The 19,164-nt window shown below is 73.3% G+C and carries 16 protein-coding genes and 1 pseudogene; 6 read left to right on the forward strand and 11 right to left on the reverse strand.

Annotated features, from left to right (window positions below):
- Positions 1 to 93: 93 nt before the first annotated feature.
- Both AB0761_RS29500 and AB0761_RS29505 read right to left on the reverse strand, forming a co-directional pair.
- Positions 94 to 1,821 carry a nitrite/sulfite reductase gene (locus tag AB0761_RS29500; RefSeq protein WP_377272181.1) on the reverse strand — a complete coding sequence of 576 codons (1,728 nt, stop codon included), beginning with the start codon at positions 1,819 to 1,821 and terminating at the stop codon, positions 94 to 96.
- A 176-nt stretch (positions 1,822 to 1,997) separates the two neighbouring features.
- Positions 1,998 to 2,081, reverse strand: a complete 84-nt coding sequence (locus AB0761_RS29505) for a putative leader peptide (RefSeq protein WP_377274385.1) — start codon at positions 2,079 to 2,081, stop codon at positions 1,998 to 2,000.
- 154 nt (positions 2,082 to 2,235) lie between these two features.
- Here AB0761_RS29505 and AB0761_RS29510 point away from each other — a divergent pair, with 154 nt between their 5' ends.
- Positions 2,236 to 3,468, forward strand: coding sequence for a YihY/virulence factor BrkB family protein (locus tag AB0761_RS29510; protein ID WP_377272182.1), 1,233 nt, complete (start codon positions 2,236 to 2,238; stop codon positions 3,466 to 3,468).
- 312 nt (positions 3,469 to 3,780) lie between these two features.
- Positions 3,781 to 4,878 carry a ribosome small subunit-dependent GTPase A gene (gene rsgA, locus AB0761_RS29515; RefSeq protein ID WP_377272183.1) on the forward strand — a complete coding sequence of 366 codons (1,098 nt, stop codon included), beginning with the start codon at positions 3,781 to 3,783 and terminating at the stop codon, positions 4,876 to 4,878.
- 382 nt (positions 4,879 to 5,260) lie between these two features.
- On the opposite strand, the gene AB0761_RS29520 is transcribed toward rsgA, so the two are convergent.
- From AB0761_RS29520 to ribA, 3 genes and pseudogenes are all read right to left on the reverse strand, one after another.
- Complete coding sequence (locus tag AB0761_RS29520; protein ID WP_377272184.1) at positions 5,261 to 6,115, reverse strand: LLM class flavin-dependent oxidoreductase; 855 nt, start codon at positions 6,113 to 6,115, stop codon at positions 5,261 to 5,263.
- The gene (gene ribD / locus AB0761_RS29525) at positions 6,112 to 7,233 is read right to left on the reverse strand and encodes a bifunctional diaminohydroxyphosphoribosylaminopyrimidine deaminase/5-amino-6-(5-phosphoribosylamino)uracil reductase RibD (RefSeq protein WP_377272185.1); all 1,122 of its coding nucleotides are present in this window, start codon (positions 7,231 to 7,233) and stop codon (positions 6,112 to 6,114) included. The genes AB0761_RS29520 and ribD overlap by 4 nt, the downstream gene beginning before the upstream one ends.
- A 129-nt stretch (positions 7,234 to 7,362) precedes the next feature.
- A pseudogene (ribA, locus tag AB0761_RS29530) lies at positions 7,363 to 8,051 on the reverse strand (GTP cyclohydrolase II).
- A 393-nt stretch (positions 8,052 to 8,444) separates the two neighbouring features.
- Here ribA and AB0761_RS29535 point away from each other — a divergent pair.
- Genes AB0761_RS29535 through AB0761_RS29545 form a run of 3 tightly spaced genes read left to right on the forward strand, consistent with a single transcriptional unit; the run spans position 8,445 to position 12,609 of the window.
- Positions 8,445 to 9,725, forward strand: coding sequence for a glycosyltransferase (locus AB0761_RS29535; RefSeq protein WP_377272186.1), 1,281 nt, complete (start codon positions 8,445 to 8,447; stop codon positions 9,723 to 9,725).
- Positions 9,722 to 11,326: an MFS transporter gene (locus AB0761_RS29540; RefSeq protein WP_377272187.1), complete on the forward strand. Its 1,605-nt coding sequence runs from the start codon at positions 9,722 to 9,724 to the stop codon at positions 11,324 to 11,326. Before AB0761_RS29535 ends, AB0761_RS29540 begins: the two co-directional genes overlap by 4 nt.
- Positions 11,323 to 12,609: a glycosyltransferase gene (locus tag AB0761_RS29545; RefSeq protein ID WP_377272188.1), complete on the forward strand. Its 1,287-nt coding sequence runs from the start codon at positions 11,323 to 11,325 to the stop codon at positions 12,607 to 12,609. Before AB0761_RS29540 ends, AB0761_RS29545 begins: the two co-directional genes overlap by 4 nt.
- 266 nt (positions 12,610 to 12,875) lie before the next feature.
- Here AB0761_RS29545 and AB0761_RS29550 read toward each other — a convergent pair whose 3' ends face one another.
- Entirely contained in the window at positions 12,876 to 13,934 is a 1,059-nt protein-coding gene (locus AB0761_RS29550) for a LacI family DNA-binding transcriptional regulator (protein WP_377272189.1), read from the reverse strand.
- Between the two features lie 341 nt (positions 13,935 to 14,275).
- On the opposite strand from AB0761_RS29550, the gene AB0761_RS29555 reads away from it, so the two are divergent.
- Entirely contained in the window at positions 14,276 to 14,902 is a 627-nt protein-coding gene (locus AB0761_RS29555; RefSeq protein ID WP_377272190.1) for a DUF4230 domain-containing protein, read from the forward strand.
- A gap of 217 nt (positions 14,903 to 15,119) precedes the next feature.
- Here AB0761_RS29555 and AB0761_RS29560 read toward each other — a convergent pair whose 3' ends face one another.
- From AB0761_RS29560 to AB0761_RS29580, 5 genes are all read right to left on the reverse strand, one after another.
- Positions 15,120 to 15,668 (reverse strand): MarR family winged helix-turn-helix transcriptional regulator, encoded by a 549-nt coding sequence (locus AB0761_RS29560; protein ID WP_377272191.1) that lies wholly within the window; start codon positions 15,666 to 15,668, stop codon positions 15,120 to 15,122.
- A 180-nt stretch (positions 15,669 to 15,848) separates the two neighbouring features.
- The gene (locus AB0761_RS29565; protein WP_377272192.1) at positions 15,849 to 16,535 is read right to left on the reverse strand and encodes a DUF305 domain-containing protein; all 687 of its coding nucleotides are present in this window, start codon (positions 16,533 to 16,535) and stop codon (positions 15,849 to 15,851) included.
- Between the two features lie 20 nt (positions 16,536 to 16,555).
- A complete protein-coding gene (locus AB0761_RS29570; protein ID WP_377272193.1) occupies positions 16,556 to 17,245 on the reverse strand; it encodes a DUF3105 domain-containing protein in 690 nt (229 codons plus the stop codon).
- A gap of 112 nt (positions 17,246 to 17,357) precedes the next feature.
- Positions 17,358 to 17,909: a hypothetical protein gene (locus tag AB0761_RS29575; RefSeq protein WP_377272194.1), complete on the reverse strand. Its 552-nt coding sequence runs from the start codon at positions 17,907 to 17,909 to the stop codon at positions 17,358 to 17,360.
- Between the two features lie 61 nt (positions 17,910 to 17,970).
- The gene (locus tag AB0761_RS29580; RefSeq protein ID WP_377274386.1) at positions 17,971 to 18,993 is read right to left on the reverse strand and encodes a helix-turn-helix domain-containing protein; all 1,023 of its coding nucleotides are present in this window, start codon (positions 18,991 to 18,993) and stop codon (positions 17,971 to 17,973) included.
- Positions 18,994 to 19,164 lie beyond the last annotated feature (171 nt).

Here is a 19,164-nt window from a genome sequence, read left to right on the forward strand (position 1 = left end):
ACCCGCATTCCCAGGCGGCGTGACCGCCCTGCTCGGAGGGGCGCAGGTCCTCCTCGCCGCAGTACGGGCAGTGGAACGGCGCGGCTCGCTCGCTCACGAGAGTGCCTCCTCCGGCGCACGGGCCGCCCACTGGGCGAACCGCTCGCCCTCGGTGCGCTCGGCCTGGAAGCGGCGCAGCACCCGCTCCACATAGTCGGGCAGCTCCTCCGCGGTGACCTTGAGGCCGCGGACCTTGCGGCCGAAGGACGCGTCCAGGCCGAGGGCACCGCCCAGGTGCACCTGGAAGCCCTCCACCTGCCGGCCGTCGGCGTCGGTGACCAGCTGGCCCTTGAGGCCGATGTCGGCGGTCTGGATGCGGGCGCAGGCGTTGGGGCAGCCGTTGAGATTGATCGCCAGCGGCTCGTCGAACTCCGGCAGCCGGCGCTCCAGCTCCTCGATCAGCGAGCGGCCGCGCTCCTTGGTCTCCACGATGGCGAGCTTGCAGAACTCGATGCCGGTGCAGGCCATGGTGCCGCGGCGGAACGGGGAGGGGCTGACCCTCAGGTCCAGCGCCTCGAGACCGGCGACCAGCGAGTCGACCTGCGCCTCGGGCACATCCAGCACGATCAGCTTCTGCTCGACCGTGGTGGCGAGCCGTCCGGAGCCGTGCGCCTCGGCGAGGTCCGCCACCTTGCTGAGCAGCGAGCCGTCCACCCGGCCGACCCGGGGGGCGAAGCCGACGTAGAAGTTGCCGTCCTGCTGGCGGTGGACGCCCACATGGTCGCGCCACTGCCGGGTGGGCTGCTCGGGGGCGGGGCCGTCGGTGAGCGTCCGCTTGAGGTACTCCGTCTCCAGGACCTCGCGGAACCGCTCGGCGCCCCAGTCGGAGACCAGGAACTTCAGCCGGGCCCGGTTGCGCAGCCGGCGGTAGCCGTAGTCGCGGAAGATGGAGATCACACCGGCCCAGACCTCCGGGACCTCCTCCAGCGGCACCCAGGCGCCCAGCCGCACCCCGAACTTGGGGTTGGTGGAGAGGCCGCCGCCCACCCAGAGGTCGAAGCCGGGGCCGTGCTCGGGGTGGACCACCCCGACAAAGGCCACATCGTTGATCTCGTGCACCACGTCCAGCACCGGCGAACCCGAGATCGCGGTCTTGAACTTGCGCGGCAGGTTGGAGAACTCCTTGCTGCCGATGTAGCGCCGGGTGATCTCCTCGATGGCGGGTGTGCCGTCGATGATCTCGTCGGCGGCGACCCCGGCCACCGGCGACCCGATGATCACACGCGGCACGTCGCCGCAGGCCTCGGTGGTGGACAGGCCCACGCCCTCCAGCCGCTCCCAGATGGCCGGGACGTCCTCGATGCGGACCCAGTGCAGCTGGATGTTCTGCCGGTCGGTGATGTCGGCGGTGCCGCGGGCGTACGACTGGGAGACCTCGCCGATGGCGCGCAGCTGCTCGGTGGTGAGCCGGCCGCCGTCGATGCGCACCCGCATCATGAAGTACTCGTCGTCCAGCTCCTCCGGCTCCAGCACGGCGGTCCTGCCGCCGTCGATCCCGGGCCTGCGCTGGGTGTAGAGGCCCCACCAGCGCATCCGGCCGCGCAGGTCGGCCGGGTCGATGGAGTCAAAACCGCGATGGGCGTAGATCGTCTCAATGCGTGTCCGCACATTGAGACCGTCGTCGTCCTTCTTGGACTGCTCATTGGCGTTCAGCGGGGTGAAGTGCCCCATCGCCCACTGCCCCTCGCCGCGGTGGCGGGTCACCTTGCGGGCTGCGGGACGGCGCGCTGCGGCGGCGTCCGGCTGGGGCGCTGCCCGGTCGGGGGCGGGGGTGGTGGCCATGGTTTTGCGTCCTTCGGCAGGTGGTGACGCGCGACGGAGGGCGAGTCGCCTCCAGCGCACAGCACTGCGGTGACCTGCGGGGTTCGCAAGGGCATGGGCAGTGACCTGGCCGGAGGCGCCCGCGCATCCGCATCGGCGGGGATGGCGAGTGGCGGTGGCGCCGGATCGGTGGGGGCTCAGGTCACCCGACAGATGGCGCTGGACACGCGAAGCAGGTCGACGTGGAGTCGACCGACCAGGGTTGTTCCGGCACCAGACATGGCAAGAGATTCCCATGCGGATCTCGCGCCGGTCCACTACGGTCCGTATGTCGGACAAAATGTCTTCACAATGTGAGACGGAGCCTCTGGGGACCCGGTGGGACCACCTGCCCGCGGCGTGAGTACCGGGGCTCTCGCCGGATACGGTAAGGACGTGCAACCAGCAGGCGAAACCCCCCGGAAGGTCCCCAAGCACCGGGCGAAGGGCACCCGGCGCTCCGGGCGGCGGTACGGGGGTGCCTCATGGCGTTCCACGGTGTGGGCGCTCATCAAGGAGACCACCAACACCTGCATCGAGTACCGGGTCACCGGGCTGGCGGCCGAGGCGGCCTTCTTCACCCTGCTCTCCATCCCGCCGCTGCTGCTCTGCCTGGCGGGCACCCTCGGCTACCTCGACGACATCCTCGGCGCGGGCACCATCGACAACCTCCAGCAGGACATCATCGACGCGTCCGGCACGGTGCTGTCCCACGAGTCCATCGACCAGATCGTCAGACCCCTGCTGAAGAGCGTCTTCGAGGGCGGCCGCCCGGACCTGATCTCCATCGGCTTCCTGCTCTCCCTGTGGTCCGGATCGCGGGCGCTGTACATCTTCATCGACACCATCACCGTGATGTACGGCCTCGACGGCAAGCGCGGCATTGTGGCCACCCGGACGCTCTCCCTGGGCCTCTATCTGGCCGCCCTGGTCATCGGCTCCCTGGTGCTGCCGCTGCTGGTGGCCGGACCCGGCATGGTGGTCGCCGCACTGCCCCAGATCGCGGGCCTGGTCAACGGGCTCTACTGGCCGGTGGCCATCGTGCTGCTGATCGTCTTCCTCACCACGCTCTACCACCTCTCCGTCCCGGTCCGCACCCCCTGGCGGGAGGACATCCCCGGCGCCCTGGTCGCCCTGCTGGTCCTGGTGATCTGCAGCGCGCTGCTCCGGGTCTACCTGGTCAGCTCGGTGGAGGGCCCCACCGTCTACGGCTCGCTGGCCGCGCCCGTGGCCGTACTGCTGTGGATCTTCGTGGTGGCTCTCGCGGTGCTGATCGGCGCAGCCATGAACACCGCCGTCGACCGGCGCTGGCCCAGCCAGGAGACCGCCGAGGCACGGGCCGCCCATGAACGGGCCGACGAGGAGGCCGCCGCCGCGGTGGTCCGCAGCGCGGCGGCCCGGCGCGCCGCCGAGCACCGGGACCCCGGCCCCGACCCGGACGACGACGACCTGGGCGGCGACCCGCCCTCGGAGTACCCCGAGCGATGGGCCGACCTGCTGCCGCCCGGCGATGTGCGGGGCCGCCTCGGCGTAGGACGGCGGGCCCGCAGGCGGCCGCCCCCGCCGCCCCCCGACAGCGACCCGCCGCCGGCCGGCCGCCCTCCCCTCTTCCGCAACCCCGGCCGCTGAGACCGCGCGGACCGCCCCGGTGACCAGGGGCGGTCCGCGCGGCCGCGATGCCGTCGGCGCAGCTCGAAAAGGGGATGCGCGGGGGAGCGGGGGGTGCATAAACTCCGGTCGTCGCGTTGCCCGGTGGCCCGGACGGCGTCGAGATACGCGTATCCCGGGCCGGTGAGAAGAGACAGGAGGTGGGCCCCATGACCGTCTTCCCGGTCACGGCTGCCCTGCGCAGCCCCCAGCGCTCGTACCTCCCCCCGGTCGCCGTCTGAAGCGTTCACCGCTGCCCGACCGGGATCCACTCTTCCCGAAGGGCCTTCTGCGTTGACCGACGCGACCCCTGTACAGCACCCCCTGGCCGGACACGGCTGGACCTCCGAGCTCGACGAGCTCTTCACCCCCCACCGCGAGGCCGGGCTGCTTCCCGGCCGCATCGCCAGGGTCGACCGCGGCCGTTGCGATGTGATCACCGCCGACCCCGACCCCGGCACCGGCGCCCTGCGCACCCTGCGCGCCGACACCTCTGCCGTGAGCGACCCCGACCCGGTGCGCTGTCCCTGCACCGGTGACTGGGCGGCGGTGGACCCCACCGGTCCGCTGCCCGTCCTGCGGGCCCTGCTGCCCCGCTCCACGGCCATCGTCCGCACCAATGCCAGCCGGCGGTCCGAGGGGCAGGTGCTGGCCGCCAATGTGGACACCGTTCTAATCGCCGTCTCCCTGGCATCCGATCCCGACCTGGGCCGGGTCGAGCGGTTCCTCGCCCTGGCCTGGGAGAGCGGGGCCCAGCCCCTGGTGGTGCTCACCAAGGCCGACCTGGCCGGCGACGCGGAGCACATCCGGGAGGACGTCGAGGCGGCGGCCCCCGGCGCCACGGTTCTTGTGGTCTCCGCTGCGACCGGCGAGAACATCGATGTACTGGCAGCCTGCCTGGGCAGCACCACCGCCCTGATCGGGCAGTCCGGCGCGGGCAAGTCCACCCTCACCAACGCCCTGGCAGGCGCCGAGGTGATGGCCGTGCAGCACGTCCGGGACAGCGACGGCAAGGGCCGCCACACCACCACCACCCGGGAGCTGATCCCGCTGCCGGGCGGCGGTGTGCTGATCGACACCCCGGGGCTGCGCGGCGTCGGCCTCTACGGCGGCGCCGAGGGGCTGGCTGGTGCCTTCTCCGACATCGAGGAGCTGGCCGCCCGCTGCCGGTTCGACGACTGCATGCATCGCACCGAGCCCGGCTGCGCGGTCAGCGCCGCCCTGGAGGACGGCACGCTGCCGCACCGCCGGATGGACAGCTATCTCAAGCTCCAGCGGGAGAACGCCTGGATGGAGGCGCGCAGTGACGCCCGGGTCGCCGCCGAGCGGCGCCGCCGGTGGAAGACGGTCCAGAAGTCCGTGCGGGACGCGGGGGTGATCCGCCGCCGCTGAGCCGGCCTGCCGCAGACGGCACACCGCCGTACGGCCTCCCCGGGGTCAGGTGCCGGGGAGGCCGTACGGCGGTGCACGGAGCGGGGCCGGTGCCCCCTAGGGGCGCCGGCGCAGCCGGGCCGGGAGCTTCTCGCCCTCGTTCCAGAGCGTGAAGACAACACTCGCGAGACCCAGGGCCACGATGACGATGCCCAGGATGACGACGCCGATCATGGCGCGACCTCCGGTCGACGGTTGGACGGTCCGACCGCAGGGCGGCCTTCGTACATATCTCGGATGTGCCCCTGTGTCCCGGCCTTCACACTCTCCTCCGCCATCCTTCACCCCAGACTGATCGGAACTCAGTTCTGCTGTGCCGCAGGTCCGGCGCCCCGGCGGGGCGTCAGACGGGAACGGCGGTGAGCGCCCGGGCGAGCTCGCGGAGCTGCCGGCCGTCACCGTCGTCCAGCGGCAGATGGAACAGCATCCGGGCCAGGCCGGACCGCGCGTACTCCTCCAGCAGCCCCGGCAGCCGACGGGCGCCGACCTGGAGCAGCGTCAGCCGCCCGTACGGTGTGCAGGACGGCTCCAGCTCCGCATCGGCGGTGGAGACCGCCAGGGTGAGCTGCATGGTGCACGGCAGGGTGCCCGCCTCCGGGCAGAGGCCGGGCAGTGCACCGGGGACGCCCTCGGGCGGCAGATGGTTGGTCATCCAGCCGTCGGCCAGCGGGGCCAGCTCCCGCAGCGCATGCGGATCACCGCTGGCCAGCAGCAGCGGCGGCGGGGCCGTGCCGGGGGCGGGGTCGAAGCGGACCCCGTCGGGCAGGGTGCGGGAGCGGCCCGTCAGAAGGTCGTCCAGCACTCTGACCGACTCCACGAACTGCGCCCTGCGCTGGTCGCGGTCCAGCCCGTAGACCGCGTTCACCCGCGCCCTGACGCCGGCTCCCACCCCCACCACCAGGCGGTTGCCGGAGAGGCTCTGCAGCGTCGCCACCGCCTGCGCCAGAGTGATCGGACGGCGGTAGCTGAGGCACAGCACCGCCGTGCCCACCTCCTCGAAGGGGACCCCGCGGCCCAGCACATGGCCCAGCAGTGCCACCGGGTCAAAACCGGCCCCGCGGTCGCCCGGGACGTTCTCCAGCAGCGGTATGTCACGCACCCATACACCGGAGAAGCCCAGGTCGGCGAGGAGCAGGATGCGGCCCAGCGGATCGGTCCACGGATCGTCGTAGAGCGGCAGCACCACACCCGTCCTCATCGCGCCACCGCCCCGCTCCCGGCCGCGGCGGCCACCGGAGCAGCGGAGGGGACCGCCGCCGGCACCGGCGTGGCACTGATCCGCAGATCAGCTCCGAGCCGCGTCACCGCACCGAACACGAACCTGGCCGCCGCACCCACCGACGGCATCGCCGCCGAGGCCAGCGAGGACGGACCGGCCCCCAGTACCGAGGGCGCCAGATAGCCGACCACCTCGTCGACCAGACCCGCCTCCAGCAGCGCCCCCGCCAGCGTCGGACCGCCCTCGGCGAGGACCGAGCGGACGCCGCGCACGTACAGCTCCCGCAGCAGCACACCGAGGTCCACGCCCCGGCCCTGCGGTCCGCGGGGGACCGCCAGCACCTCGACCTCCGCGGGCAGCCCGGCCGCCGAGTCCGGCTCGGCCACGGCCAGCAGCGTGGGCGCCGAGCCGTCCCAGATCCGGGCGGCCGCGGGCAGCCCGCGGGCCGAAGAGGCGGCCACCACCCGCAGCGGCGGCCGGCCGACCACCCCGTGCCGCAGGTCGAGCGAGGGGTCGTCGGTGCGCAGCGTGCCGGCACCGACCAGCACGGCGTCATGCGCGGCCCGCAGCCGGTGGGCGTCCCGCCGGGCCTCCTCGCCGGTGACCCACCGGGAGCTGCCGTCGGCCGCCGCCACCCGGCCGTCCAGAGTGGCGCCGTACTTCCAGGTGACGAACGGGCGGTGGCGGGCCGTGGCCAGCAGCCAGTGCCGATTGCCCCGGGCGGCCTCCTCGGCCAGCACCCCGCCCACCACCTCCAGACCGGCCGCCCGCAGCGTCCGCCCACCGCCGGACGCCGCGGGGTTCGCGTCGGGCACCGCGTACACCACCCTGCGGATCCCGGCCGCGATCAGTGCCCGGCTGCAGGGTCCGGTGCGGCCGCTGTGGTCGCAGGGTTCCAGGGTGACGACCGCGGTGCCGCCCGAGGCGGCGGCACCGGCCGCACGCAGCGCCGCCACCTCCGCGTGCGGACCGCCCGCACGGTGGTGCAGTCCCTCGCCGGCGATGGAGCCGTCGGCGGCGAGGATCACACAGCCCACCACCGGGTTGGGGCTGGTGCCGCCGAGACCCAGGGCGGCCAGTGCGACGGCACGCCGCATCGCGGCCTCCTCCGCGGCGGTGGCCCGCCCGGGGGTCACCGGGCCACCGCCGTGGTGGGCATGCGCGGACAGGGAGTGATCATGAGTGCACTCATCGGCTGATCGGCCTTTCGATGGGGGAGGGGCCGCTCAGGAGGCCCGGGCGGTGGTCTCCAGGGCGATGGCGTGCCGGGTGACCTTGGCCTTGGTCTCCAGGTAGAAGCGGTTGTACGGGGTCACATAGACCCCGGTGGACACCCGCTCCGCGACGTCGATCCCGTACTGCCGCAGCTGCGCCGCCTTCTGCGGGTTGTTGGTGAGCAGCCGGATCGGGGACGCGGTGAGCGCCCGGATCATCTCGGCGGCGACGCGGTAGTCGCGGGAGTCGGGGTCGAGGTCCAGGCGCTCATTGGCCTCGTAGGTGTCCAGCCCGTCGTCCTGGAGCAGATAGGTGTCCAGCTTGTTGTAGAGCCCGATGCCCGGCCCTCCTGACGCAGGTACAGCAGGAACCCTCCGGCCGCGGAGATCTCCTCCACGGCCTCCTGGAGCTGCGGGCCGCAGTCGCACCGCGCCGACCCCAGCACGTCCCCGGTCAGGCACTCGGAGTGCACCCGCACCAGCGGCCGGCCGGCCGAGCGGTAGTCGCCCAGCCCGATCGCCAGATGCTCCCCCGGGTCGCTCATCCCGTGGAAGGTGAACACATCGGCCTGCAGATACTCGCCGGACGACGCCTGCAACGGCACCCTGACCTTGGCCCGCACCGTCACCCCGCCGACCGGGCCGAGCGGGTTCGCCACGGGACGCAGTTCCTGTACGCGATTCTGCTGGGCAATAGCCATCTCCACGCTCCTTCTGGGGCAGCCGGGCACGGCTCGGTGCCGTGCCAGGTGTTCGTATACGGTGCACCTGGGTAAACGGAATGGGGCGCGACCCAGGGAAATCTGCCGGCACCGGTCTTCGGTTCCGGGGAGTGGGGAATCGTCGCGCGCCGGGCCGGATTCCACCCCGGGCGCCGAGGCGAGGCCTTGGCCCGCCGACGACCGCATGAACCTAGAAACGGCTCATTGAACTCCACTGGAGCGGCACTCGAATGCATTTCGGGGATTCCTAGGCGACTGTTGTCAGTGTCCGACCCGGCGGATACAGTCGAAATTCACCGCTGAGCCGGACGCGTCGGTCGGAGGCGGGGAACGCCGGATCACCAGAACCTCCTCACTCAGCGGAGAATTCGTATGCGGACACCGCCGCCGCTCATTTCTGTGGTCATCCCGACGTACAACCGCGCCGGCCTGCTGCGCCGCACGCTGGACTCCGTCGCCGCCCAGCGCCTGCCGGCCGGCACCCTGGAGGCGGTGGTCGCGGACGACGGCTCCTCGGACGCCACCCGCGAGGTGGTCCGGGAGTTCGAGGGCAGACTCCCGGTCACGTACCACTTCCAGCCCGACGAGGGGTACGGAGTGGCCCGCGCCCGCAACGCCGGAGCCGCGCTGGCCGCAGCCCCGCTGCTGCTCTTCCTGGACACCGGTGCACTGCTCGGCCCCGACTCGGTAGGCGCGCACCTGGCAGCCCACGGCCCCGCCCCGCACCCGCCCGGGCCCGGCCGGGTGGCCCTCGGCTACACCTACGGCTACAACCCCAGGCACCCCTACCCCGGCCTCGCCGAGGCGCTGGAGCGCCGCGCCCCCGAGGAGGTGGTGCGGCTCTTCGGCGACGACCCCCGCTTCCGCGACCTGCGCCACCAGGAGCTCAGCGAGGTCGGGTTCGACCCGGAGCGGCTCAACACCCCCTGGATGTTCTTCTGGACCCTCAACCTGTCGCTGCGCACCGCCGACTTCCGTGCAGTCGGCGGCTTTGACGAGGGGTTCCGCAGCTGGGGCGGCGAGGACCTGGAGCTCGGCTACCGACTCCACCGCCATGGCACGGCCATGGCGCTGCTGAGGGACGGCTGGGCCGTCGAGTCCCCCCACGAGCGGGACATGGACGCCAACTCGCTGAGCAACCAACGCAACGCCGCGCTGCTCCTGGAACGCCACCCGGACCCGGTGATGGAGCTCTACTGGGCCATGTACTCCCGCGGGCGCTTCGACCCGCCGCTGGAGTACGAGTACAGCCGGGTGCTGGCGGCCGCGGCCCGTACCCGCGGCGACGACCTCGCCGACCAGATCCGCGCCGCCTGCGCTCCCGTGCTCTCCGCCGACCCCGCGCGGCCGCCGCGGATCGCCGTGCTGGGTGCGGGCGCGGCCGCACCTTCCGAACTGCCCGGCGGGGCCGACTGGACCCTGCTCGACTACGACAGCGCCCCCGCGGCCCCGGGCGGGCGGCACGCCCTCGGACTGCGCACCGGTCTGCCGGGCGACTCCTTCGACCTGGTGGTGATCACCTCCCGCTACCGCGATCTGTGGGAGCGCTGGGGCGAGGACCTGCTCACCGAGGCGCGGCGCCTCGCTCCCGAGGTTGCGGTGCCCTTCCTCGGGACGCCCGCGGCCACCGCCGGGCGGCGGAGCGGGGCGTGACCGGATCCGAGGCGCTGGGCGACCGGGCCCCGGCGGGCCCGGGCCCGGCGCTGCCGCGGCCGGCGGCGGGACCGGAGCACGCGGTGCCGCGGCCGGCGGCGGACCCGGGCCTGGCGGTGCCGAGACCCGCGACGGACCGGCGCCCGGCGCTGCCGCAGCCCTCGGCGGGCCGGGACCTGACGCTGCCGCAGCCCGACCCGGCGAAGGCGGGCCGGCGCGACGGCCGGTCCGGGCTGAGGGGCCGCCGGATGATGGTGGCCGCCGTGCTGGTGGACACCTTCGGCAGCGGGGCCTTCTATCCGCTGACCTTCCTCTACCTCAGGCTCACCACCGAGCTGCCGCTGTCGCAGATCGGTCTGCTGATGTCCGGCAGTGCCCTGGCCGCCCTGCTCGGATCGCCCCTGGCCGGGGCGCTGGTCGACCGTGCCGGAGCCCGGCGGGCGCTGCTGGCCACCAATGCGCTCTGCATCGCGGGCTATCTGGACCTGCTGGTGGCCCGGCACCCGCTTCCGCTCGCGGCCGGACTGCTGGCGCTCTCCTGCGCCGAGCGCATCTACTGGGTCGCCTGGCCGGTCTTCCTGATCCAGCAGGTGGACGAGGACGCCATCGACCGGTGGATCGCCCTCACCAACGCCCTCAAGAGCGCGGCGGTGGGCGCCGGCGCGCTGGTCGCCGCGGCCGCGCTGGCAGCGGGGAGCACCGGAGCACTGCGGATCGTCCTGCTGGGCAACGCGGCGACCTCGCTCTTCGCCGCCGTGGTCTTCGCCCGGCTGCCCGACCCCGTACCGTCCGACCCCGTACCGTCCGATCCCGAACTGCCCGGCCCCGAACTGCCCGGCCCCGAACCGTCCGGGCCGGGACCGTCCGGCTCGGGACCGTCCGGTTCCCGGACCGCCGCGCCGGGTGCGCCCCCGGACACGGACCCGGCCCCGGCGCTGGCCCCGGGGCGCTCCGGGGTGCGGCTGCCCCGCCCCGACCGGTGGCGCACCCTGCTGCACGACCGCCCTTATCTGGCCCTGGTCGGCTCCCAGGCGGCGCTGGCCTTCGCCTGGCTGCTGCCCTCGGTGGTGCTGCCGCTCTATCTGGTGGACACCCTGGGCCTGCCCAAGTGGATCGCCCCCTGCGTCTATGCGATCAACACCGTCATGATCGTCACCCTTCAGCCCACTGTCACCCGCGCCCTCGGGCCCTACCGCCGCACCCGGGCGGTCCTGCTGGGCACCGCGCTCTTCCTGGCGTCCTTCGTCCTCTACGGACTGACCGCCTCCGTGGGCCGGGGTGCCGCCGTGGCGCTCGCCTCGGCCGGGATGGTCCTCTTCTCGCTGGGCGAGATGGCGGCCGGACCCGGTGCCACCGCGTTGGCACTGGTGGCCTCGCCCGCCGAGCTGCGGGGGCGCTACTCCGCGCTCTTCCAGATGGCCTGGGCGGTGTCCAGCGTCAGCGGCCCCGCGCTGGTCGGCGCCGCGCTCCAGCACGGCGGCCCGGTGCTGTGGATCGTCCTCGGTACCGTGGTGGCGCTGGGCGGCGCGGGCTTCACCGGGTGCGAACGGCTCCTGCCCGCGCATGTACTGGCACCGAGGACCGAGGAGGCCGCGCTGTGACCGCGCAACCCCGGCGCATCCTGCACATCAGCACCGACAGCGCCCTGGGTGGCGTGGCGGAGGTGATCAGGGCCGAGTCCGCCGCGCTCGCCGGCACCGGCTGGACGGCGGACTGGTATGTCGCCAAGCCCCGCGGGGTGGCCAAGGAGGCGGCCTTCCTGCTGCACGGCTCGCTCTACGGGCGGCGGTCCGACTCGCCGTTCCCCGCCGGCACCGCCGCCGCAGGTCTGGTCGCCTATCTCGCCGAGCACGGCGCAGCGGTGGCCGAGGCCGCCCGGACGGCGGACGCGGTGGTGCTGCACGATCCCATGGGACTGGCCCTGGCGCCCGCCGTGACGGGCGGCCCCGCCCGGGTGCTGTGGCGCTGCCACCTCGGCTTCGAGCAGCCGGACCTGCTCGACCGGTCGGCTCTGGAGACGGTGCTGCCGCTGCTGGAGAACGTGGACGCGATCGTCTTCTCCAGCCAGGCGTTCGTCTGGCCGCAACTCCGCGGCGACCAGAGGCTGTTGATCACCCCGCCCGGGATCGACCCCCACTCGTGGAAGAACCGCGACATCCCGGACGAGGTCGCCGATCCGCTCTGGGCGGCGCTCGCCGCCGGACGGTCCGCCCCGGTACCCGAGGAGTGCGCGCCCGGCGCCGAGGTCGCCGTGGACGACGTCGGCACCGGCGGCCTCACCCGGCCCGACGCGCCGTTCGTGCTCCAGGTCTCCCGCTGGGACCCGCTCAAGGGCCAGCTCGGCGTGGTCCGCGGCTTCGCCCTGCTGGCCCGTGAGGACACCGAGGTGGAACTGGTGCTGGCCGGGCCGCACATCGTGCCCACCAACTACCCGGCGAACGCCGAGATCCGCCGTCGGCTGACCGATGAGCGTGCGGCGCTCCCGGAGGAGATCCGGCGGCGGGTCCACATCTGGTCGTTCCGTCCGGGCCCCCGCGCGGCCGAGGACCTGGCGCTCAATGTGCTGCGCCGAAGGGCCGCGGCGGTGGTGCAGAACAGCCTGCGGGAGAGCTTCGGGCTCACGGTGACCGAGGCGCTCTGGAAGCGGGCGGTGGTGGTCGGCGCCGCGGTCGGCGGGATCGCGGACCAGATCGACCACGGCGTCAACGGCCTGCTCACCCCCTACAGCGTGGGTGACACGGTGTGGGCGGACACCGTGCGGTGGTCACTGGACGACGCCGAGGGGCGCAGCCGCTGGCGGGAGGCCGGCCGCCGCTCCGTCGCCGAGCGCCATCTGGCGGAGCATGCCGTCGGCCTTCAGCTGGATCTGCTGGCCAGTCCCTAGTGCCGCCCCGCCGACGTTTGCCCACCCCCAGCCTGGCGGCCGGGAGGTGCCCGCACGCCGCGGCGTCCGGTGCGTGCGATCGCATGGCGGCCGGAAGCCCTTGTACTGGGTCGTACCTGGGCTTTCGGCCAACGCAGCGAGCGTGCGTGCCTGGGGGCACCTCCCGGCCGAAGGCTGGGGGAGCGTCGCGGCAGGGCAGAGGCCGGCGGGGGCGGCACTGGGTGGGAGCGCTCTCATGCGGACCCGCCGCCGCACCCGGCGGCGGGTCATGCGGAGGCCCGGACCACCAGGCGGGTGGGGGTGATCACCGAGGCGGGGGTGGTGCGGGCCGCGTCCGCGCCGCCGTTGCCGGCGAGCCGGCGCAGCAGCAGGCGGGCCATCAGCCGCCCCATGTCCTCGATGTCCTGACGCACCGTGGTCAGCGGCGGGTCGGTCCAGGCTGCCACCGACTCCAAATCGTCGAAGCCCACCACGGCCACGTCCTCCGGTACCCGACGGCCGTGCTCGCGCAGCACCCGCAGAGCCGCCGAGGCCATCAGGTCGGAGGCGGCGAAGACGGCGTCGACGTCGGGGCGGCGGGCGAGCAGTTCGGCCATCGCGCGGCCGCCGCCCTCCTGGGTGAAGTCGCTCTCGGCGATCAGCTGGGGGTCGCCGTCGGGCAGGATGTCGCGGTAGCCGTCGAGGCGGTCGGCGGCCGAGGTCTGGTCCAGCGGACCGGTGATGGTGGCGATACGCCGTCTGCCGAGGGCGGCCAGATGCCCCACGGCCAGCCGGGCGCCGCCGCGGTTGTCGGTGTCGACATAGAGCTGGTCGCGGTCGGTGGCGGCCCAGGGGCGGCCGCCGATCACGGTGGGCAGGCCGACCCGGTGGGCCATGGCGGGCAGCGGGTCGTCCTGGTGGAGTGAGAAGAGCAGGGCGCCGTCGACATGGCCGCCGGCCAGGTAGCGGCCGACCCGCTGGTAGTCGCCGGTGTCCTCGACCAGCAGCAGCACCAGCTGCGAGTCGGCGGCCGAGAGCTCCTTGCCGATGCCCCGCAACTGCTGGGCGAAGAACGGGTCGGAGAAGACCCGGCTCTCCGGCTCGGCGACGACCACCGCCACCGCGTCATTGCGGCGGGTGACCAGGGTGCGGGCGGCCTGGTTGGGGACGTACCCCAGCTCCTCCACGGCGCGCTGCACCCGCTCGCGCAGCGAGGCCCGTACCCCGGCGCCGCCGTTGACCACCCGTGAGACGGTCGCCCGGGACACCCCGGCGAGCTCGGCCACCGCCTCCAGGGTCGGGCGGAGCACTCCGATGCGCTCCGGCTGCGCGGACTCCTCGGTCACCTGGGGCTCCTAGTGCTGCATGTGAGGGTTGTGCAGCAGAGCTTATCCGGTGGCAGTCGGCTGTGAGAGCGCTCTCTGTCATGGAATCGTCCCTGCCCCGTTACGGTATGAGCCGCGGTGCCATGTTCCAGTGGGGCCGGGGGCATAAGCGCGGTGGGGGACAGACCCCCAGGGCGGGCGACGGGAGGTGTCTTCGACATGCCGCTCCACCGAGAGGCACGCGAAGAGAACAGCAGCGGTGAGACGCCGGACGAAAAGCGGGGCGCACCACTCTCAGGGAGCGCACACGGGAGGGGCGGGCGACGGAGGGCCGGTGGGAGCGCGGCCGTGACCGCCGCCGGGTGCCGTGGTACGTGGCGCTGCCGGTCACCCTTGCGGTGATCGTGGCGGCGTTCCTGGCCGCGGCCAAGCTGGACTGGCTGCCCGGTCTGCCGGACCTCTTCGGTACCGAGACCAAGGACCGCAGCGGGCCGGCTGTGCTCAAGTCGATCCAGGACATGAGCCGCTATCAGGCCGCCACCGGCAACTTCCAGGTGGTGGTGGACCTGGAGAAGGATGCCAAGTTCCTGCCGGAGGCGGTCCGCGGCAGCCGGACCCTGTATGTCGGCGCGGGCAGTGTCGCCGCCTATGTGGACCTGGGCAAGGTCGCCAAGAACGGCGTCATCGTCTCCGAGGACCGGCGCAGCGCGGTCCTCACGCTGCCGCACGCCCAGCTCGCCGAGGCGGCGCTCGACCCCAAGCGGTCCTATGTCTTCACCAAGGAGCGGGGCATCCTGGACCGGTTCGGGGACTTCTTCGGGTCCAACCCCGGGGACGACCACCAGCTCAATGTGCTGGCCGCGCAGAAGATCCAGGCCGCGGCCAAGGACAGCGACCTCGACACGCGTGCCGAGCAGAACACCCGCAGCATGCTGCAGGGGCTGCTGCGCTCGCTGGGCTTCACCAGCGTGGAGGTGCGCTTCCAGTAGTGCGGTCGGGCGGCGGCCGGGGTCCGTGACAACGGCCCCGGCCGCCGGCCGTCCGCGGCCGTCCGCGGCCGTGCGATGCGCGTCGGCGCCGGTCACCGTGGTGAGGTCAACGGTCCGGGGTGCGTCGTCGTCAAAGGCGCGGACGCCGGCATCCGCTCCGTACGGACAGCGTGTGGCCGACGATCTGACGCAGCGTCAGTCCATCGGCGCGAGGGAGTCATTCCCCCGGCCGGCGCCCGGCCTGTTCCTCGCCCGGCTCACCCAGGGCGTCCGCGAGACGTTCCAGCCCCGGCAGTGCCTGCATCACCAGCTCGTGGTCGGCGGGCGAGAGCGACGACAGGGCCGCGGCCATCCGCCGCTCATGGGCCCGCTGCCAGTCCGCCAGCTGCCGGTGGCCCGCCTCGGTCAGGGCGATCCGTGCGGTACGGCGGTCCCCGGGGTCGGCCTGCCGGTCCACGAAACCGGCCTCCAGCAGCTTGCCGACCAGTCCGCTCACCGTGTTGGGCGCCAGCCGCTGCCGCGCCGCCAGCTCGCCCACCCGCAGCGGGGCGGCGGCGAGGGTCTGCAACAGCTCCACCTGGGCCATCGGCAGCGACTCCCAGGGGTAGTCGGTGCGGATCGAACTGCGCAGCGCCCGGCGCAGCCGGGTGACCACATCCGTCAGCTGCTGCGCCCGCTCCGCCGCGCCGGCCGCCTCCGGGACGCCGGGGCCGGCCGGGGAGCGGTGTCCGGCGGGGTCGTTGGGCTGGGGTTCGGGGTGCGGCATGGCGCTCAGCGTAGCGCCGTCGGCCTGCTGCTCAGCCGCCCGGTGGGCCGTGCACGGGCGTTGTGTACGGGTGTTGTGCGCGGGCGCCGTGCCGGGTGCGGGGCGTACGGCCTGACGGAAGGGGCGGGGCACCCCGGCGGCGGGCCGGTGGTACCCCGCCCCTCACGGCGGAACTGCGGATCAGCTCAGGGGCTTGGCCCCACGTGCCTTGAGCATGTCCGTCATCAGCTTGATCTCCGAGGTCTGCCCGGCCACCATCGTCTCGGCGAGCCGCTTCTCGACCGCGTTGTGGCTCATCGCCACATAGCCCTGCGCCATGTGCACGCCGCCCTTGTGGTGCTCGATCATCAGCTGGAGGTAGAGCACCTCGGCGGCCTTGCCGCCGGCCTTGCGCAGCTGGTCGAGCTGGGTGTTGGTCGCCATACCGGGCATCAGCGAGCCGTCGTGCGCCTGGTAGTCGTCCCCCATGCCCATCCAGGCCATCGGCTTGGCACTGGACGTCTGGTCCAGACCCCACTGGTCCAGCCAGCCCGACATCATGCCGCGCTGGTTGGCCTGGGTGTTGATGATGTCGAACGCCAGCAGCCGCACCTCGGGGTCCTTGGTGCGGTCGCGGACGATGAACGACATGTTCACCGCCTGCTGGTGATGGACGGACATGTCCCGGGCGAAGCCCGCCTCGGGGGAGTCGTCCGCCGGCGCCGAGACCGAGGCCCGGTCGCCGGCGACGGCCGGAGAGCCCCCGGAGGTGCCGACCACCAGCGCCAGGGCGCCCACACAGAGCGCGGCGAACCCCGCCACCACGGCAGGCCACCACAGACCGCGCCGCCGGGCGGGGGTGGGCAGTGCCTCGCTGTCGTGCTCCATCGGACCCTCCTCGGCGGGTGTCACTGCATGGCCCCGGCGTCGGCGCAGGACGCCCCGGGCTCACGGGTCTGCGGTCCCTGTACGTACTTGAGGAAGAACTGGTTCACCCGCGGGTCCTTGGCGCTGTCCACCACCAGCTGGGTGCCCCAGGCGGAGAGGGTTATGGTGCCCTGCTCGCTCGGGTAGGGGCTCATGAAGGAGTACGTGGTCGCGGAGACCTTGTCGGACAGCGTCTTGATGTCGGCCGCGGTGGCCTTGCTGTTGTACGTGACCCAGACGGCACCGTGCTCCAGCGAGTGCACCGCGTTCTCGTTGGGCACCTGGGTGTTGTAGACCTTGCCCTCGCAGTCCAGCCAGACCGGGTTGTGGTCGCCGCCCACCGGCGGGGTCATCGGGTAGTTGACCTTGGTGTTGACGTGGTTGAAGGTCAGGTTCTTCCAGGTCTTGACCCCGGTGATGTCGACCTTGGCGGCCTGGGCCTTGGCGGAGGCCTGCGCCGAGGCGGACGCGGTGGCCTTGGCCTTCTTGGCGTCGTTCTTGCTGTTGGCGTCGATGACGATGTAGGCACCGCCGCCGATCATGCCGGCGATGACCACGCCCGCCACCGTGAAGGCGATGGTCTTGTTGCGGCGCTCACGGCGCTTCTCCTCCTGGCGCAGCTGCTCGATGCGCGCTCTGCGCGCGGCGGCGCTCTGCTTGGCGGAACCCATGGCTGTGTCCTTCTCTGTGTGCACGGAAGAGATCTCGGCAAAGGGCACGGCGACCGACGGGACGCCGTGCCGGCCCGGACGCGGCAGCGCACGCGTCAGGGGAGGGTTCCGCCTAGGTCCGAAGGACCTGGAGCAGGTGGAGGTCGGGCGCCCGGTCGACACCGGGCAGCGGGCCGCGCGCCTCGGCGATCGGCCCGGGGTGCAGCACCAGCGCGGCGTACGGCGCGGCGATCATCGGCTGCGGCGGGGCGTTCGGCAGTACCGCGTCCTGAAGGCAGTGCTCGCCGCCGGAGCAGCCGCTGCCCGGCCAGCCGCCGGTGGCATAGGTGGAGCAGAGGGCCGCGGAGCCGGTGTCCCCGGCCCCTGTGACCTGGTGCACATCCGCCGAGGGGCGGTGGCCGGACCGGTCGGCCGGACCGGAGCCGGCCGAGGGCGGTACGGCAGGCCCATGCCCTGCAGGGGCGCCGGCCGGGACCGCGACCGCTGCGGTGGCGCGGGGCCCGTCGGCCGCGCGCACGGCTGCGCCCGCAGCCGCGTTCGCGGAGCCGGTGCAGGGCAACAGCAACAGCAGGGCAACCAGCAGCACGGACCAGAGCACCCGCACGGGGCGGAGCGGCCGCAGGGCCTGCCACACCGGGCGATGTCCGTGAGCGGATGCGGTCATGCGCACATATTAATCAGCCGAACGGGTGAGTGGGCTGGGCCGGGCGGGATCCAGACCGCCGTCAGCCGCCCCGGACCGGGCCGTCGGGGCCCTCCAAGGGCTGCCGCCGCACCCAGCCCTTCTCGCAGGCATGCCACCCCAGTTGCATCCGGGTGGAGACGGCCGCCAGGTCCATCAGCCGCTTGACCCGCCGCTGCACCGTACGCAACCCGAGTTCCAGCTGTTTGGCGACGCTGTTGTCGGTGAGACCGGCCAGCAGCAGCGAGACGATCAGCAGATCCGTGTCGTCCGGCGCCTCCGGAGCTTCCTCCTCCACCCCCAGATGGGACAGCCGTACCGGGCGGCCGTGCTCCCAGACCGACTCGAAGAGGCTCACCAGCGCCTCCAGCAGCCCGCTGGCGTGCACCACCAGCGCGGCCGGCTCCGCCGAGGCCGACCCGGTCGTCAGCGGGACAAGCGCCACCGACCGGTCCGCCACCACCAGCTTGGTCGGCACCGAGTCCACCATGCGCACCTGCTCCTCCCGGCCCAGGGCGGCGGACAGCTCCAGCAGCCCGCCGGGGCGGTCCAGCGTGCTGCGCTCCACCAGGATCCGGTACGCCACCCCGCGCTCCACCGAGCGCTCCTCGGCGGCGTTGTCCTCGCCGGTGACCACCATCGGCTGGGCGGTGACCATCGCCAGCACCTCCCGGCGCGCGCCGAGCTGCAACTGCTCGAAGCGGTGCCGCACCCCCTCGGTGCCGGTGACCACCTCCATCAGGTCGTGCGCCGCCATGTCCGTGGCACCCACCCGGTACTCCCTGGCCAGCGCCGACACCGCGAGCTCGGCCTGGTCCAGCTCATGGCGGCGCTGGGAGAGCAGCGCCCCCAGGGCCACCGCCGGCGGCGCGGCCACATACCGGTCCGGCCGGCCCGGGGAGGGTGCCGCCAACCCGCGCCGCTCCAGCCGCCGCAGTGCCACCGCGATGTCGTCCTCGGCGGCGCCCAGCCGCCGCGCCAGCTCCGGCGCCGCGGCGGCGCCGACCCCCACCAGGGCGCGATAGGCGATCTCCTCGTGGTCGTCCAGTCCGACGAAACCGAGCAACTCGACCCACCCCTTGTCCACGGCCATCGGCGCCGCCCACCACCCCCCGCGGGCTGCGGGGGACGCTCGGTGCCGCGGCGGCCGGCAATGAGACCCGGCCGCCGTCGGCCATCATGTTCGATCACGTGCGATTTCGGCCAGTGCCGCTGCGTCCACCGGGGTGGACAAAGT

It is taken from the genome of Peterkaempfera podocarpi (genome assembly GCF_042466665.1).
Lineage (GTDB): Bacteria > Actinomycetota > Actinomycetes > Streptomycetales > Streptomycetaceae > Peterkaempfera > Peterkaempfera podocarpi.